This is a genomic window from Streptomonospora nanhaiensis (assembly GCF_026642255.1).
In the GTDB taxonomy this organism is placed as follows: Bacteria; Actinomycetota; Actinomycetes; order Streptosporangiales; family Streptosporangiaceae; genus Nocardiopsis; species Nocardiopsis tropica.
Genome location: NZ_CP113264.1, coordinates 4,199,486 through 4,217,592 on the forward strand (window position 1 = coordinate 4,199,486; position 18,107 = coordinate 4,217,592).

The window sequence follows — 18,107 nt, forward strand, 5'->3', positions numbered from 1 at the left end:
AGGGGGGTGCCTGTTGTTTCGAACCGTCACGATTTCGACATATCGGTTTCAACGACCACCGGTCAACCACGCGAGTACACACTCGCAAAATCACCGATTCCGGACCGCCGTCCCGAAAATACGCAAGGCGCGACCACTGGCCGGTCCCCCTCCGGAAGACTCGGCGAGAAGGCGTGAAACGGATCGGTTCCCCGGGGTTGACCTGTACCTTCCCGACGCGGTAATGCCACCGGGTTCCCGCCGGTCGGATCGGCCCGCGAACACGGCACGCACAAGCACCCCCACCTGATAAAAGCCCTGCGTCGTCGGCGATGATAGCGCACGGCACACCGGCCGGGAATCCCCGACTGCCGATGAATCGGCTGTTCACAGAGGCTTCCGCTCCACCAGGGAAACCGTTACTATGCGCCAGGGATCACCGGTCCGCGGTGGTGCGCGAGAACCTCGAACCCGTTGTGCCATTGCGCCGCACAACGACGTTCTGGTATCTCGTTCCATACGGTCTGATGTTTCGCTGCGCCCGGGTTGCGAGTGGGCCGACAATGCCACGGCGAGGGGAGTGGGATGGGTTTCGTGAGTGCTCTCCACGTAGTCCGACCACGCTTCCGATTACCCTCGGGAACCGTTTCCCCGAATACAGAACGGGCTGCGCGATGACGACGGCGCACCGGAATGCGGATACCGCGGTCCCGAGGAGCGGGAATCCGGACTGATACAGGGTTCCGCCACGGAGGAACCCCCTCCCCGGGCCGCGCGGTCCCCGCAACCGTGTCCTGGAACGCGAAAAAGGAGACACCCCCGCCCCCGGGCACGGACCCCCTGTCCCACCCCCGGCCGACGTGATCCGCGTGCCCAGCCCCCGACGTCCGCAAGGCGGCCCCATGACGCTTCCCCCCGCCTCGTCGACCAGTCCGCCCGAGACCGCGGGCGCCACCGAGCCGCTTCCCGCGGCCGTGCTGCCCTGGGACCGGCCCGCGCCCGCGCGGCGCGAGCTGAGAGCGGGCTCCGTGGCGTTCGAGGTGCCCGCACCGGACGCCGCCGGGCTGCGGGCGCTGGCCGGAGAGGCCGGCGGCGGACCCGAGGCCGCGGCCCTCGCCCTCTACCTCGTCCTGCTGCACCGCTATGGCGGCCCGCGGGACCTCGTGGTCGCCGTCCCCGGCCCCTCCGGCGGCACGCTGCTGACACGGACCCGGGTCACCGGCGCGGAGAGCTTCCGCGAACTGGTCGACCGCGCCGGGCAGAGCCTGCGCCGGGCGGAGGAGGACGGCCGCCACCACCAGCAGGGCGCGACCGCGCTGCCCTGGCCGGGTTTCGGCCTCACCCGCTCCGACGGCCCCCCTGAGACCGGCGGCAGTCCCGAACCGGTCCGCACGACCCGCTGCGACCTGGACGTGCGGCTGACCGACCACGGCGACCGGTTGGCCGGCCGGGTCGTCTACGCCGCGGACGTGTTCGACGAGGCGACCGCGCGGCGGGCCTGCGGACACCTGCTCCGGCTCCTGGAGGGCGTGACCGGCTCACCAGACCGGGCCGTCCGCGACCTGCCCGTGCTCACCGCGGAGGAGGAGCGCCTCACCGCCGCGCTCAACAGCACCGCGACCGCCGTCCCCGCACAGCCCTTCCACGAGCTGTTCGAGGCCCAGGCCCGGCGCACCCCCGACGCGGTCGCGGTGCGCACCCCCGAGGCCGCGCTCACCTACAGCGAGCTCGACCGGCGCGCCAACCAACTCTCCCACCTGCTGCGCGAACAGGGCGTGGAAGCCGAGACGACGGTGGGGCTGTGCTCGGAACGGGGCGCCAGGCTGGTGGTGGCCGTCCTGGGCATCCTCAAGGCCGGCGGCGCCTACGTTCCGCTGGAGCCCGCCGACCCGGCCGAACGCAGGGCCGCGATCCTCGCCGACGCGGCGGTGCGGACCGTGGTGACCACCGACCCCGCCCTCTCCTTCGGACCGGGCCGCGGCGTCGTCGAGCTGGACCGCGACTGGTCCGTGCTCCGGGGCCGCCCCGACGACAGGCCCGCCGAGGGGTCCTGCGGCCTCGACACGGCCGCGTACCTGCTCTACACGTCCGGTTCCACCGGAAGGCCCAAGGGCGTGGTGATCGAGCACCGCCAGCTGCTGAGCTACACCTTCGCCGTCATCGACAGGTTCGGCCTGCGCGAACCGCTCAGCTTCGCGATGGTGCAGCCGCTGACGGTGGACTCCAGCGTCACCGCCCTCGTGCCTCCCCTGTGCACCGGCGGGCAGGTGCACCTGATCCCGCGGGAGACCGCCCTGGACGCGGACCGGCTCGCGGACTGGGTCCGGGACCGGGGCGTGGACTGCCTGAAGATCGCCCCCTCCCACCTGCGGGCGCTGCAGTCCTCCCCGCGCTTCGCGGAGCTCCTGCCGCGCCGCCTGCTCATCGTGGGGGGAGAGCCCTCCGACTGGCGGTGGCTGCGCGGGATCCAGCGCTCGGTCCCCCACTGCCGCGTCTACAACCACTACGGGCCCACCGAGACGACCGTCGGCGTCCTCGCCCTCGCCGTCGGCGACCACCTGCGGGCGGAGTGGGACACCGCGCCCATCGGCGTGCCCCTCCCCAACACCCGCGCCCACGTGGTGGACGCGGCCGGGCAGCAGGTGCCCACGGGCGTCTCGGGCGAACTCCTCATCGGCGGCGCCAACCTCGCCCGGGGCTACCACGACAGGGCCGACCTCACCCGGGAGGCTTTCGTCCCCGACACCCTCGGCCCACGGGCGGGCGAGCGGCTCTACCGCACCGGCGACATCGTGCGGCGCCTGCCCGACGGCACCATCGCCTTCCTCGGGCGCCGCGACGACCAGATCAAGGTGCGCGGCTTCCGCGTCGAACTGGGCGAGATCGACTCCGCCCTGAAGTCCCACCCCCAGGTCCGCAACGCCACCACCGTCGTCCGCGACGACCTCGCGGGCGGCCGCGGGATCGTGGCCTACGTCGAACCGCACTCCCCCGCCTCGTTCGACCGGGCCGACCTGGAACGACACCTCGGGGAGCGGATCCCCCCGCACATGGTCCCGCAGGCGGTGGTGCCCATGGAGCGCCTGCCGCTGTCCGAGCACGGCAAGGTCGCCCGCTCGGCCCTGCCCCCGGTGCCCGCGCCGACGACGGCCGCCTCCGCCCCCCTGCCGCCGTCGAACGGGCTGGAACGCCTGGTCGCGGACGCGTGGCGGGAGCTGCTCGGGGTGGAGGAGGTGGGAATGGAACAGAACTTCTTCGACCTGGGCGGGCACTCGCTGCTCCTGGTCGAGCTCCAGCACCGCCTGCGGGCCGGGACCGGCCGCGACATCGACCTCCTCGGCCTGTTCCAGCACACGACCGTGCGCGCGCAGGCCGCGTTCCTCGCCTCCGGGGAGCCGGAACAGCCGCCCCCGCCGGAAGCGGCACGGGGGGCGCAGCAGAACGCGCTGCTGCGCCGCCGCCAACAGCAGCTACGAGCGAAGCGAGGCCGGGCATGAACCAGCCGGGACCCGACACGGGCGACGAGCACGACGACAGCCTCGACATCGCGGTCGTCGGCATGGCCGGACGCTTCCCGGGGGCCCGCGACGTCGGGGAGTTCTGGAACAACCTCAAGGCCGGGGTGTGCTCGGACACCCGCTTCTCCGACGAGGAGCTGGCCGCGCGGGGCGTGCCCGCGGACGTGCGCGGCCACGAGGACTTCGTCGCCGCCGGCTACCTGCTGGAGGACTCCGAGAGGTTCGACGCCGCCTTCTTCGGCTACTCCCCCCGCGAGGCCGAGGTCATGGACCCGCAGCACCGGGTGCTGCTGGAGTGCGCCTGGTCGGCCCTGGAGAGCTCCGGGCACGCCCCCGACCGCTTCGACGGACCGATCGGCGTCTACGCGGGCGCGGGCAACAACACCTACCTGCTGTTCAACGTCGCCACCCAGCCCGACGCCGAGCGGCTCCTGGGCGACAAGCAGACGGTGATCGGCAACCGCTCCGACTTCGTCAGCAGCCGGATCTCCTACAAGCTCGGCCTGCGGGGCCCCAGCGTCAACGTGCAGTCGGCCTGCTCGACCTCGCTGGTCGCGGTCGCCGAGGCCTGCCAGTCGCTGCTGGCCTTCCAGTGCGACATGGCCCTGGCCGGCGGAGTGGCCGTCGACGCCACACGCCGCGACGGCTACCTCTTCCGCCAGGACGGCATCCTGTCCCCCGACGGCTACTGCCGCACCTTCGACGCGCGGGCCCGGGGCACCGTCGGCGGCGAGGGCGCGGGCATGGTCGTCCTCAAGCGGCTGGGCGACGCGCTCGCCGACGACGACCACATCCACGCCGTCATCAAGGGCACGGCGCTCAACAACGACGGCTCGCGCCGGGCCGGGTTCAGCGCACCCGGAGCGGCGACCCAGGCCGAGGTGATCGCCACCGCGCTGGCCAACGCGGACGTCGACCCCGGCAGCATCGGCTACGTCGAGCTGCACGGGACCGCGACCAACCTCGGGGACCCGATCGAGTTCTCCGCGCTCACCTCCGCCTTCGCCGGACTCCCGGCGCACGGGTGCGCCCTGGGCTCGGTCAAGAGCAACATCGGGCACCTGGACTCCGCGGCCGGGGTGGCCGGGCTGATCAAGACGGTGCTCGCGGTGGAGCACGGGCAGATCCCGCCCAGCCTGCACTTCGAGGAGCCCAACCCGCGGCTGGGCATGGACGGGAGCCCCTTCTACGTCAACACGCGGCTGCGCGACTGGCCCCAGGGGGACGGGCCCCGGCGCGCCGGGGTGAGCTCCTTCGGCCTGGGCGGCACCAACGCGCACGTCGTCCTCGAACAGGCCCCGCCCCGCCCCCGGCCCGAGGAGCCGTCGGAACCCGGCCGGGAGGAGCTGCTGGTGCTCTCCGCCCGCAGCCCCGAGGCGCTCGAGAGCGCCACCGACCGGCTCCAGGAGCACCTCCGCGCCCACCCGGACACCGACCTGCGCGACATGGCGTTCACCCTCCGGCAGCGCAAGGCCTTCCCCCACCGCCGCATGGTGGTGTGCTCCAGCACCGAGGAGGCGCTCGGCGCCCTCGACGCCCGCGACGACGGGCGCCTGCTGTCCGCCCTGGCCCCGGAGACCGCCCACCGGCCGGTGGGGTTCGTGTTCACGGGCTTCGGCTCGCAGTACCCGGGCATGGCGCGGGGCCTGTACGCCCGGGAGGCCGTGTTCGGGGAAGCCGTGGACGAGTGCGCGGCGCTGCTGGAGCCGCTGCTCGGCCAGGACGTGCGCGAGCACATGTTCGCCGGCGACGACGCCGCGGCCCCGCCCTCCCCGGACTTCCGGCGCATGCTGGAGCAGCCCGCGCGCGGCCGGGCCCCCGTCGACCGGCCGCTCCTCGGGTACCCGGCCGTGTTCGCCCTCGAGTACGCGCTGGTCCGGCTGTGGGACTCCTGGGGCGTGGCCCCCGAGGCGATGATCGGCCACAGCCTGGGCGAGTACGTGGCGGCCTGCGCGGCCGGGGTGTTCTCCCTGCCCGACGCGCTGCGCCTGGTGGTGGAGCGCGCACGCCTGATCGAGCAGCAGCCCGAGGGCGCGATGCTCGCCGTCCCCCTCTCCGAGGAGGCGGCCCAGCGCCACACCGGCGACGAGGTCGGGCTGGCGGCCGTCAACGGGCCGCGGAACTGCGTGCTCTCGGGCACGGTCGAGGGCATCGAGAAGGCCGCCGCCGACCTGGAGCAGGCGGGCACCCCCGGCCGCCGGCTGAACACACGCTTCGCCTTCCACTCTCCGGCGATGGACGCGGTGGTCGAACCGTACGCGCGGCTGGTGCGCTCGGTGGAGCTGCACCCGCCCGAGCGGCCCTTCGTGTCCAACACGACCGGGACGTGGATCACCGGCGAGCAGGCGGTCGACCCGGACTACTGGGCACGGCACATGCGCCGGACCGTGCGCTTCTCGGACGGGCTGCGGACGCTGTGGTCCGTGCCGGACATCGTGGTCGCCGAGCTCGGCCCCGCCCCCACCCTGACCCCGGACGTCCTGCGGCACCCCGCCGCGGCGGCCACCGACCGGGTCGTCGTGCCCTCCCTGCCGAACACCTTCCTCGGCGGCAGCGACCGGGCCGCGATGCTCGGAGCGGCGGGCCGGCTCTGGCTCGCCGGACGCGAGCTCCCCTCCCCTCCGCGCGGGTCCGCCAGGCGTGTGCCCCTGCCCGCCTACCCCTTCGAGCGCCGCCGCTACTGGCTGGAACCGGGTCGGCGGGACGGCCTGCGCGACAGGTCGGTGCAGGAGCGCGTCGGATCGCCGGACGACTGGTTCCACGCCCCCTCCTGGCGGCGGCTGCCCCCCGCCCCCGCGGCGGACGCCGGGCGCCTGGCCGCACAGCGGTGGCTGGTCTTCGCCGACGACACGGGACTGGGCGCGGCGCTCGCCGAGCGGCTCGCGCACACGGGCGCCGCGGTGCGCACCGTGCGGGCGGGCGACGGGTGGAGCCGCGACCGTGAGGACTCCTACGTCCTGGACCCCGCGCGGCCCGAGCACTTCACCCGGCTGGCCGAGTCGCTGCGCGCCGAGGGGGCGGTGCCCGAGCGGGTGGTCCACTGCTGGAGCGTCGGCGCCGACGCCGGACGGGCCGCCGACCCCGCACAGGTCCAGGACCTGCTCGACCGCGCCTTCACCAGCCTGGTCCACTGGACGCAGGCGTGCGCGGACGAGCTCATGGCCGGGCCGCAGCGCTGGGACGTGGTCTCCAGCGAGGTCCACCCGGTGCTCGGCGACGAACCGCTCTGCCCGCCCAAGGCCGCGGTCCAGGGCATCTGCAAGGTGGCCGTCCAGGAGTACCCGTCGTTGGAGTGCGTCCACCTGGACGTGCGGACGGACGGCCCCGCCGGGCCGCCCGAGCTCGCCGGCCGCCTGCTGGACCACCTGGCCCACCCCCCGCAGGAGCCCGTCCTCGCGCTGCGCGGAAGGCACCTGTGGGCCCAGGGCTACGAACCGGTCGAACTCCGGGGCGGCACGGCCCCACCGGTCCGGAGGGACGGCGTCTACCTGGTCACCGGCGGCCTGGGGAAGATCGGACTGCTCATGGCCGGGGCCCTCGCCGAACAGGAGCGGGTGCGCCTGGTCCTGCTCGGGCGCAGGGGCCTGCCGCCCCGCGAGGAGTGGGACGACCCGGCGCTGCCCGGGCCCACCGCGTCGGCCGTCCGGGCGGTGCGCGGTATCGAGGAGCTCGGATCGACGGTGACGGTGGTCGCCGCCGACGTCGGCGACCTCGCGGCCGTGCGCGCGGTCCGGGAGCGGGTGTCCCGTGAGCTGGGTCCGGTCAACGGGATCCTGCACTGCGCCGGGACCACCGGGCAGGACGCGCACCGCACCATCACGGAGCTGGGGCCGCAGGAGTGCGCGTGGCACTTCGGCCCCAAGCTGCACGGCGCCCGGGTCCTGCACGAGGTGTTCGCCGGACGGCGCCTGGACTTCGCGGTCATCAGCTCCTCGGTCGCCTCGATCCTGGGCGGGCTCGGTTTCGCCGCCTACGCCGCCGCCAACGCCGCCCTGGACGCCTTCGCCCAGCGGCACCACGGCCCGGAGCAGCCGTGGACCAGCGTGAACTGGGAGGCCTGGCTGTTCTCCCGGGAGGAGGGGCGGGCGCGCACCGACCTCGGCGCCGCCGTGCGCGAACTGGCGCTGGCCCCGGAGGAGGGCCGCCGGGTCTTCGACCGGCTGCTGCGCTCCGCGCCCCTGCCCCAGGTCGCCGTCTCCACCGGGGACCTGGCCGCCCGCGTGCGGCTGTGGGCGGACCCGGTCGCCGACGCGCCGGCCCCGGTCCGCCTGCACGAGCGGCCCCAGCTGCGCAACCCCTACGTCGCCCCGGCCGGCGCCACGGAGGAGCGGATCGCGCGGATCTGGCAGGAGCTCCTCGGCGTCGAGTCCGTGGGCGTGCACGACAACTTCTTCGAGCTGGGCGGCAGCTCCCTCCTCGGCCTGCAGGTCGTGCACCGGCTGCGCCAGGAGCTCGCCGTGGCGGTCCCGCTGACCATCGTCTACGAGGGCCCCACCGTGCGCACCCTCGGCGAGCTCGTCGACGGCCGCGGGGAGGAGCGGTGACGGCCGCGGGCGGGGGCGGGGGTGGACGGCGCGGGGGCGTCGCCGTCGTCGGGATGGCCGGGCGCTTCCCGGGGGCAGCGGACCTGTCCGCGTTCTGGTCGAACCTGCGCGAGGGCGTGGAGTCGATCGGGCGGCTGAGCGAGGAGGAGCTGGAGGCGGCCGGGGTTCCCGGCGAGGAGTCCGGCAAGCCGGACTACGTCAGGGCCGTGCCGAGGTTCGAGGGCGCGGACGAGTTCGACGCGGAGTTCTTCGGCTACACCGCCCGCGAGGCGCAGGTGATGGACCCGCAGCACCGGCTGTTCCTGGAGACGTCCTGGCAGGCGCTGGAGGACGCCGGTTACGACGCGGCCCGCCACGACGGCGCGATCGGGGTGTTCGGCGGTGCGGGGGCCAACCGGTACCTGGCCCACGTGCACTCGCACCGGCGCCTCGTGGACACCCTGGGCCGGACGCAGGTCCTCGTCGGCAACGAGCTGGGGTTCCTCTCCACACGGGTGTCCTACAAGCTGGACCTGAAGGGGCCGAGCCTGTCCCTGCGGACCGCGTGCTCGACGGCGCTGGTGGCGGTGCACACCGCCTGCCGGAGCCTGCTCGACGGCGAGTGCGACATGGCGCTCTCCGGCGGCGTGCACGTGGACCCGGGGCTCAACACCGGCTACGTGCACCAGGAGGGGTCGTTCCTGTCCCCGGACGGGCACGTGCGCCCCTTCGACGCCGACGCCAGAGGCACCGTCTTCGGCACGGGTGTGGGCGTGGTGGTGCTCAAACGGCTGGAGGACGCGCTCGCCGACCGCGACACGGTCCACGCCGTCATCCGCGGATCGGCGGTCAACAACGACGGGGCGGTCAAGGTCGGCTTCACCGCGCCCAGCGTGAGCGGCCAGGCCGCGGTGGTCGCGGCGGCCCTGGCCCGCGCCGGCCTGGACCCGGGCGGGGTCGACTACGTGGAGGCCCACGGGACCGGGACGGCGCTGGGGGACCCCATCGAGGTGCAGGCGCTGTCACGCTCCTACACCACCGACCGGCGCGTCCGTCTGGGCACGGTCAAGGGCAACGTCGGCCACCTGGACGCCGCCGCCGGCATCGCCGGGCTGCTCAAGACGACGCTGGCGCTGGAGCACGGGGAGCTGCCGCCCACGCTCAACCACCGCACGCCCAACCCCGACATCGACTTCGCGGCCACTCCGTTCGACGTCGTCACCGAGCTGACGCCCTGGCCGCGCGGGGACCGCCCCCGGCGCGCGGGCGTCAGCGCGTTCGGCTTCGGCGGCACCAACGCCCACCTGGTCCTGGAGGAGGCCCCTGCGCCGCCCACGCGCTCCACGAGTGCCCGCGGCACCGCGCTGCTGACCCTGTCGGCGCGCACCCCCGAGGCGCTGGAGGACCTCACCGACCGCATGGCCGCCCACCTGCGCATGCACGACCCCGACCTCACCGATACCGGGTACACCCTGGCCGTCGGACGCCGCGAGTTCCCGCACCGGCGCACCGTCACCGGCCCCGACGCACACGCCGTCGCCGCCGCCCTGGAGACACGCGACCCCGCGTCCGCGCACAGCGCGCGGGTCCTCCGCGACGGCCCCCCTGTCGTGTTCCTGTTCAGCGGCCAGGGGTCCCAGCACCCCCGCATGGCCCACGACCTCTACCGGGCGGAACCGCACTTCCGCGCCACCGTCGACGAGTGCGCCCGCATCCTGCAACCGCTGCTCGACACCGACATCCGCGACCTGCTCCTCACCACCCCCGACCCCGCACAGCTGGATCAGACCCGCTGGACCCAGCCCGCCCTGTTCGTCCTGGAGTACGCCCTGGCCCGGCTCTGGCAGCACTGGGGCATCACCCCCGCGGGGATGCTCGGCCACAGCCTCGGCGAATGGACCGCCGCCACCCTCGCCGGCGTCTTCACCCTGCCCGACGCCCTGCGCCTGGTCGCCCTCCGGGGACGCCTCATGCAGGACCAGGCCCCCGGAGCCATGCTCAACACCATGGCCGACCGCGAAGCCGTGCAGGCGGTCCTCCCGCCCTCACTGTCCCTGGCCGCGCACAACGGCCCCCGGGACTGCGTGGTCTCCGGCCCGCAGGAGGCGCTCGACGCCTTCGCGCGGACCGCCCGCGAACACGGGTGGAGCACGCAGGACGTGGCCACGTCACACGCGTTCCACTCCGAGCTCATGGCGCCGATGGTCGAGGAGTTCACCGCAGCCGTGGCCGCCGTCCAACGGCGCCCCCCGGTGATCCCCTTCGTCTCCAACGTCACCGGCGACTGGATCACCCCGGAGCAGGCCCAGGATCCCGGGTACTGGGGACAGCACATCCTGGCCACCGTCGAGTTCGCCGCCGGGGTCCTCACCGCCGCACACGGCCCGCACACCACCCTGCTGGAGGTCGGCCCCGGCCAGACCCTGCGCAGCCTCGCCCGGCGCATCACGGCGGACGCCGGGGCCCCCGCGGCCGCGCTCCACTCGCTGCCGCACAGGCGCGACCCCCGCACCGCCCTCCAGACCCTGCACCAGACCCTCGGGCAGCTCTGGCTCCACGGCACCACACCCGACTGGGACGCCTACTACAACGACCGGGACCCCGGCCGCATCCCCCTGCCCACCCACCCCTTCCACCGCAGGAAGCACTGGCTGGACAAGGTCGAGCCGGCCGCGCAGCAGGAGCACGGGGCGGAGGACGGCGTCCCCCGCCGGCACGAGAACACGGCGGACTGGTTCCACGTCCCGTCCTGGCAGCGCGCCCCGCTGCCCCTGCGCACCGCCCCCGACCACAGCCGGCACTGGATGGTGCTCACCGACGGCCTGGGCGTGGGAGGGGCGCTCGCGCGACGGCTGCGCGAGGGCGGCGCCAGGGTCACCGAGGTGGCCGCCTCCGACGCCTGGACGGACGACGGCGACGGCCGGTTCACCGTCGATCCGGCCTCGGGCGCCGACCACGACCGGCTCCTGGCCGCCCTCGCCGACGGCCCGGACGGCGTGCCCACCCGCATCGTCCACTGCTGGAGCGTGACCGCGCCCGTGCGTGCGGACCGGAGCGACCCGGACACGGCGCTGCGGCTCGGCTTCGAGAGCCTGGTCCGCCTCACCACGTCCCTGTCCCGCCACGCCGACGGGGAGCCGCGCCGATTCTGGGTGCTCAGCAACGGGCTGCACTGCGTCACCGGCGACGAGGTCCTCGACCCGGCCAAGGCCGCCCTGCTCGGCCCCTGCCGGGTCATGTCCCGCGAGCTGCCGGACACGGCCTGCCGCAGCGTCGACATCGACTGCGGGCCTGCGCCCGACCCGCGGCTGGTCGACCGGCTGGCGGCGGAGCTGGCGAGCGAGCCCGCCCCCGGCACGGAGACCGTCGCCCACCGCGGCCCCCACCGCTGGGCGCAGCACTTCCTCCCCCACCCCCTGCCCCCGGCCCGCACGGTTCCGGGCGCGCGCAGGGACCGCGTCCACCTCATCACGGGCGGCACCGGCGGCCTGGGCCTGGCGCTGGCCGAGCACCTGGCGTCCGACGGGGCCCGCATCGTCCTGACCTCGCGTACCGGCCTCCCGCCCGCCGAGGAGTGGGGGGCCTGGCTCGACGCGGGCACGGGCGACCGCCGGACCACCGAGATCGTGCACCGCCTCAAGCGGCTCCGGGACCGCGGCGCGCAGCTGCTCGTCGTCCGCGCCGACGTCACCGACCGGGACGCGATGCGCGCGGTCGTGGACGAGGCCGTCCGGCGCTGGGGCGGCGTCCACACCGTCTTCCACGCCGCCGGGCTGGCGGGCGGGGGCCTCATCCAGCTCAAGGACCTGCGCGAGGCCGCCGAGGTCCTGCGGCCCAAGGTCCGGGGCACGCTCGTCCTGGAGGAGGTCCTGGCCGGCCAGGACCTGGACCACCTGGTGCTGTTCGGCTCCAACGGCGCCAACATCGGCAGCGCCGGGCAGGTGGACTACTGCGCCGCGAACTGCTTCCTGGACGCCTTCGCACAGGACCGCGGCCGGCGGAGCCGGGTGGTCGCCGTCGACTGGGGCGCCTGGAAGGACGTCGGCATGTCCGTCACCACGGCCCTGCCCTCCTCCGTGGAACACAGCCGGCGCCTGCGCGTGGAACGGCTCGGCATGAGCGCACTCGAAGGACTGCGCGCGCTCGACACGGTCCTCGCGCACTCGGGCGAGCCGCAGGTCGTGGTCTCGCCCGCCGACCTGTCGGCGCTGTTCGCCGAGGCCCTGGCGGCGCGGCCCGCGACCGCACCGGTCCGGGACCCGGCGGCCGTTCCGGGCGGTGCCGCCGCCGGACCGGCGGCTCCGGGGCCCGGCGCGGAGGCGGTGATCCGCGAGGTGTGGCAGGACCTGCTGGGCGTCGAGCGGGTCGGCGCCCAGGACAGCTTCTTCGACCTGGGCGGGGACTCCCTGATCGCCATCCAGCTGGTCGGCGCCGTCAACGCCCGGCTGGGCAGCAGGGTGACGCTGGGCGACCTCTACGAGGGGCTGACCGTCGCCCACCTGGCCGGGGTCGCCGCGCCGCCGGAGCCTGCCCGGGGCGGCGACGGCCCGCAGGACGGCACGGACGACGCGCTACGGGAACGCAGAGAGAACGCGCAGAAGCGGCGCCGGCACCAGCAGCGGCGCCGCAAGGCAAGGGGGCAGTGATGGCCGACGCGGCCGAGCCGGGGTCCGAGGACCTCCCGGAGCACGAGGGTGTCGCCATCGTCGGGATGGCCGGGCGCTTCCCGGGGGCAGCGGACCTGTCCGCGTTCTGGTCGAACCTGCGCGAGGGCGTGGAGTCGATCGGGCGACTGAGCGAGGAGGAGCTGGAGGCCGCCGGGGTGGACCCCGCGGTGTTCGGGCGCACCGACTACGTGCGGGCCGCGCCGCGCTTCGAGGGGATCGGCGAGTTCGACGCGGAGTTCTTCGGCTACACCGCCCGCGAGGCGAAGATGATGGACCCGCAGCACCGGCTGTACCTGGAGACGTCCTGGCAGGCGCTGGAGGACGCGGGCTACGACGCGGCCCGCCACGACGGCCGGATCGGGGTCTTCGGGGGCGCCAGCACGACGGCCTACCTCGACAACCTCATGGGCAACCTGGAGCAGGGCGAGAGGATCAAGGGGGAGAACGTCGGCCTCGCCTTCGAGCTGGCCTTCCTCACCAGCCGGGTCTCCTACAAGCTGGGCCTGCGCGGCCCGAGCTTCCCCGTCCAGACCGCCTGCTCCAGTGCGCTGGTGGCGGTGCACACCGCGTGCCAGAGCCTGCTCAACTTCGAGTGCGACATGGCCCTGTCCGGCGCGGTCTCCTACAAGGTCCCCGAGAACACCGGCTACGTGCACCAGGAGGGGTCGTTCCTGTCCCCGGACGGGCACGTGCGCCCCTTCGACGCCGACGCCCGCGGCACGGTGTTCGGCTCCGGTGTGGGCGTGGTGGTGCTCAAACGGCTGGAGGACGCGCTCGCCGACCGCGACACGGTCCACGCCGTCATCCGCGGATCGGCGGTCAACAACGACGGGGCGGTCAAGGCGAGCTTCACGGCGCCGACGGCGTCCGGCCAGGCGGAGGTGGTCACCGAGGCCCTGGCCGCGGCCGACGCCGATCCCGGGAGCATCGGCTACGTGGAGGCGCACGGCAGCGGGACCCTGATCGGCGACTCGATCGAGGTGCAGGCGCTGGCGCGGGCGCTGGACACCGACCGCCGCATCGGCCTGGGCACGGTCAAGGGCAACGTCGGCCACCTGGACGCCGCCGCCGGCATCGCCGGGCTGCTCAAGACGACGCTCGCCCTGGAGCACGGGGAACTGCCGCCCACGCTCAACCACCGCACGCCCAACCCCGACATCGACTTCGCCTCCACCCCCTTCCGGGTCATCACCGAGCTGACGCCCTGGCCCCGCGGCGAGCACCCCCGGCGGGCGGGCGTCAGCGCGTTCGGCTTCGGCGGCACCAACGCCCACCTCGTCCTCGAGGAGGCGCCCCCGGAGGAGCCCGGGGAACCGGCCGGCGCGGCCCCGCGCGGTACCGCGCTGCTGACCCTGTCGGCGCGCACCCCCGAGGCTCTGGAGGACCTCACCGACCGCATGGCCGCCCACCTGCGCCGACATGATCCCGACCTCACCGACGCCGGGTACACCCTCGCGGTCGGACGCCGCGAGTTCCCCCACCGGCGCACCGTCACCGGCCCCGACACCGGTGCTATCGCCACCGCCCTGGAGACACGCGACCCGGCCCACACCCACACGGCCCACACCGCACACGGGAGCACCCCGCTGGTCTTCCTGTTCAGCGGCCAGGGGTCCCAGCACCCGCGCATGGCCCACGGCCTCTACCGGGAGGAGCCGCACTTCCGCGCCACCGTCGACGAGTGCGCCCGGATCCTGCACCCCCTGCTCGACGCCGACATCCGCGACCTCCTCCTCACCACCCCCGACCCCGCACAGCTGGACCGGACCCGCTGGACCCAGCCCGCCCTGTTCGTCCTGGAGTACGCCCTGGCCCGGCTCTGGCTCCACTGGGGCGCCGCCCCCACCGGCATGCTCGGCCACAGCCTCGGCGAATGGACCGCCGCCACCCTCGCCGGGGTCTTCACCCTGCCCGACGCCCTGCGCCTGGTCGCCCTGCGCGGACGCCTCATGCAGGACCAGGCCCCCGGAGCCATGCTCAACACCATGGCCGACCGGGACGAGGTGGAGAAGGCCCTGGGCCCCGGGCTCTCCCTCGCCGCGCACAACGGTCCCCGGGACTGCGTGGTCTCCGGCCCGAGGGAGGCGCTCGACGCCTTCGCGCAGACCGCCCGCGAACACGGGTGGCCCACCCAGCCCCTGACGACCTCCCACGCCTTCCACTCCGAGCTCATGGCCCCGATGGTCGAGGAGTTCACCGCGGCCGTGGCCGCCGCCGAACGGCGCCCCCCGGCCCTGCCCTTCGTCTCCAACCTCACCGGCGACTGGATCACCCCCGAACAGGCCCAGGACCCCCGCTACTGGGGACGGCACATCCTGGCCACCGTCGAGTTCGCCGCCGGGGTCCTCACCGCAGCCGCCTCACCCCACACCACCCTGCTCGAGGTCGGCCCCGGCCAGACCCTGCGCAGCCTCGCCCGGCGCGTCCTGAACGGGCACGAGCACCCGGCGACGACCCTGAACAGCCTGCCCCACAAGCGCGACCCCCGCACCGCCGTCCAGACCCTGCACCAGACCCTCGGACAGCTCTGGCTCCACGGCACCACACCCGACTGGGACGCCTACCACGCCGACCGCAACCCCCGCCGCATCCCCCTGCCCACCCACCCCTTCCACCGCAGGAAGCACTGGCTCGAGAAAGCGGAGCCCCAGGCGGCCGAGGTGCGGGGCAGCGGCCCGCACCCGCTGCTCGACCGGGAGCTGCTGCGCTCGATGGGGCAGTCGGTCTTCGCCACCGAGTTCGCCACGGAGCGGCACTGGGTGCTGTCCGAGCACATGATGTCCGGCGAGGCGATCGTCCCGGGCACCACCTACCTGGAGATGGCCCGCGCGGCGGCCACCCTCCACCTGGGACGCCCCGTCACGCGGATCCGGGACGTGACGTTCCTCGTCCCACTGCTCGTCCAGGAGAATGCCCCCCGCACGGTCCACACCACCGTCCGGGAGACCGGACAGGACGAGGCCGAGTTCACCGTCGCCAGCCTCTCCCCGCACGGCGGGCACTGGACCGAGCACGTCCGCGGGACCGTCGGTGTCCGCGCGCTCGACGCACCGCCCGTCCAGGACACGGCCGCGCTGCACGAGCTGTGCTCCCTGGAGACCGTGGACGTCGGCGCCCGCCAGGACGGGCACCGGGTCATGGAGTTCGGCGAACGGTGGACGGGCAGCCTGCGCACCGTGCGGGTCGGCGTCCGCGCCGCCCTGGGCCGCCTCGACATGCCCGAGCGGTACCGGCCGGAGTGCGGGGACCACGCCCTGCACCCCGCACTGCTCGACCTGGCCACGGGTTTCAGCGGGCTCGCCCTGCGGGACGGGGCCGGGCAGCAGGACGGCCCGGACCCGGCCGCGGACTTCTTCCTCCCCGTCGGCTACGACGAGCTGCTCGTCCACGCGCCCGTCCCCGCCACCGGCCTGAGCCTGGTCCGCACGCGCCCGGAGGCCGACAACGCCGAGGTCCGCAGGGCCGACGTCCTGATCTGCGACGACGACGGAACCACCTGCGTGGAGATCCGCGGCTTCACCGCCAAGCGCGTGGCCGACCCCCGGCGGACCGTCGCACGGCTGCGCCCGCACACGCGCCACCACGCGCTGCGCTGGCGGCGCGCGACCGAAGCCCTGGAGCCCCGCGACGCACCGGGTTCGGTCCTGGTCGTCTCCGAGCGCGCGGGCCGGGGCAGCGCCCTGGCCGCGGAACTGCGCTCCCGGGGCGTGCACGTGTCCGAGGCGGAGCTCACCGGCGCCCGGAGCGCCCCGGGCGGCGGCGTCCACGGAGTCGAACCGACCCCCGACGGGTTCGACAGGCTGCTGGACGCCCTCCGGGAGAGGCCGCCGGAGGAGGTCGTGCACGTGGCCGCCCCGGCGGACGGCCCCTGCGACGGCCCCGCGGAGCTCGCGGACCGCCTCGACCACGGCGTGCACAGCATCTTCCACCTGGTGCGCCGCCTGTGGGAGCGCGGCGGCGTCCCCGGCCGGTTCAGCGTCGTGGCGCCCCGCGTGGCCAGGGTGACCGGCCGGGAGGAGGCCACCGCCCCCGTGCACGCGACCCTCTTCGGCCTGGCGAAGGTCATCGGCATGGAGAGCGAGGGGACCGAGGTCCTGTGCGTCGACACCGACGGGGACACCGGCCCCGGGCCCGTCTGCGACCTCCTGCTCGCCCGGCGCACCCCCACCGTCGTCGCCCTGCGCGCGGGAGTGCGCCACGTCGCCGAACTCGTCCCGGTCGACCTGCGCGACACCCCTGCGCAGGACCCCCTCCCCGAGAACGGGGTCCACGTCATCACCGGCGGCCTGGGCGGCCTGGGCCTGGCCACCGCGCGCCACCTGAGCCGTACCGTGCCCGGGGTGCGCCTGGCCCTGGTCAACCGCACCGGGCTCCCCCCGCGCGAGGAGTGGGACGGCGTCCCGGCCGACGACACCCGGCTCCTGGACCGGATCCGGGCCGTGCGCGAGCTGGAGGAGCACGGGGCCCGGGTCCGCAGCTACAGCGGCGACGTCGCCGACCCGGAGCGGATGGCCGAGATCGTGCGGCTCGTCCGGCAGGAGCAGGGGCCGATCTCCTGCGTGCTGCACGCCGCGGGGATCGCGGGCGACGGCTTCCTCTTCCGCAAGGACGAGCGGACCTTCCGGCGCACCCTGGCCCCCAAGGTGCTCGGCGCCGCGGTGCTCGACCTGGTCACCCGGGACGACCCGCCCGCGTGCATGGTGCTCTTCGGATCGACGGTGTCGGTCTTCGGAGCCGCCGGGCAGTCCGACTACACGGCCGCCAACAGCTACCTCGGCCACTTCGCCGAGGAGCGCGCCGCGCGGGGCCTGCGCACGGTCACGGTCGACTGGAGCGACTGGAGCGAGACCGGGATGGCCTTCGACCACGGGGTCGAGGAGGACCGGGGCTTCTTCCGGTCCCTGACCACCGCCGACGCGCTGAGCAGCTTCGAGGAGGTCATGGCCCACGCCCGCGGCAACGTCATCGTGGGCGAGGTCAACTACGCGCGCCTGGGCGGGCCCGGCGCGGGGGGCCTGGACGAGCTGCTGCGGCGCGCGCCCTTCGTGCTCTCCCCGCCCGTGCGGACCGCCCTGGCCGCGGCGCGCGGCGCCGCCCGCCGGGAGGGGGCGCCGCAGGCCCCCGCCGCGGGCGCCACCCTGTTCGGCAGGCAGGACGGCGCCTACACCGACACCGAACGGGCCCTCGGCGACATCTGGGCGCGCGAGCTCGACCTGACCGACGTCAACGTCCACGACAGCTCCTTCGCCCTGGGCGTCGACTCGCTGTCCGCGCTGCGGATCGCCCAGAGCATCCAGAAGTCCCTCGACGTCAGGGTGTCGATGGTCGACCTGTTCCGCTTCACCACGGTCGCGGACCTGGCCGCCCACCTCGACGGCGAGGACGACCAGGACTGAACCACATCCCTGCTCCCCCATCCC

Annotated in this window: 4 protein-coding genes; all 4 read left to right on the forward strand. The window is 74.7% G+C overall.

Annotated elements, in window-relative coordinates:
- The first annotated feature begins 881 nt into the window (after positions 1-881).
- The 4 genes from OUQ99_RS18260 to OUQ99_RS18275 are packed head-to-tail and all read left to right on the forward strand — an operon-like array spanning position 882 to position 18,083.
- Positions 882-3,476, forward strand: a complete 2,595-nt coding sequence (locus tag OUQ99_RS18260) for a non-ribosomal peptide synthetase (RefSeq protein ID WP_267944977.1) — start codon at positions 882-884, stop codon at positions 3,474-3,476.
- Complete coding sequence (locus OUQ99_RS18265; protein WP_267944978.1) at positions 3,473-8,041, forward strand: type I polyketide synthase; 4,569 nt, start codon at positions 3,473-3,475, stop codon at positions 8,039-8,041. Before OUQ99_RS18260 ends, OUQ99_RS18265 begins: the two co-directional genes overlap by 4 nt.
- Positions 8,038-12,666 carry a type I polyketide synthase gene (locus tag OUQ99_RS18270; RefSeq protein ID WP_267944979.1) on the forward strand — a complete coding sequence of 1,543 codons (4,629 nt, stop codon included), beginning with the start codon at positions 8,038-8,040 and terminating at the stop codon, positions 12,664-12,666. Before OUQ99_RS18265 ends, OUQ99_RS18270 begins: the two co-directional genes overlap by 4 nt.
- The gene (locus tag OUQ99_RS18275) at positions 12,666-18,083 is read left to right on the forward strand and encodes a type I polyketide synthase (protein ID WP_267944980.1); all 5,418 of its coding nucleotides are present in this window, start codon (positions 12,666-12,668) and stop codon (positions 18,081-18,083) included. The genes OUQ99_RS18270 and OUQ99_RS18275 overlap by 1 nt, the downstream gene beginning before the upstream one ends.
- The last annotated feature ends 24 nt before the right edge of the window (positions 18,084-18,107 follow it).

What these genes read in the sequence shown, in the direction of transcription:
- OUQ99_RS18260 (WP_267944977.1), top strand. Translation starts at nt 882, where the DNA reads ATGACGCTTCCCCCCGCCTCGTCGACCAGTCCGCCCGAGACCGCGGGC.
- OUQ99_RS18265 (WP_267944978.1), top strand. Translation starts at nt 3,473, where the DNA reads ATGAACCAGCCGGGACCCGACACGGGCGACGAGCACGACGACAGCCTC.
- OUQ99_RS18275 (WP_267944980.1), top strand. Translation starts at nt 12,666, where the DNA reads ATGGCCGACGCGGCCGAGCCGGGGTCCGAGGACCTCCCGGAGCACGAG.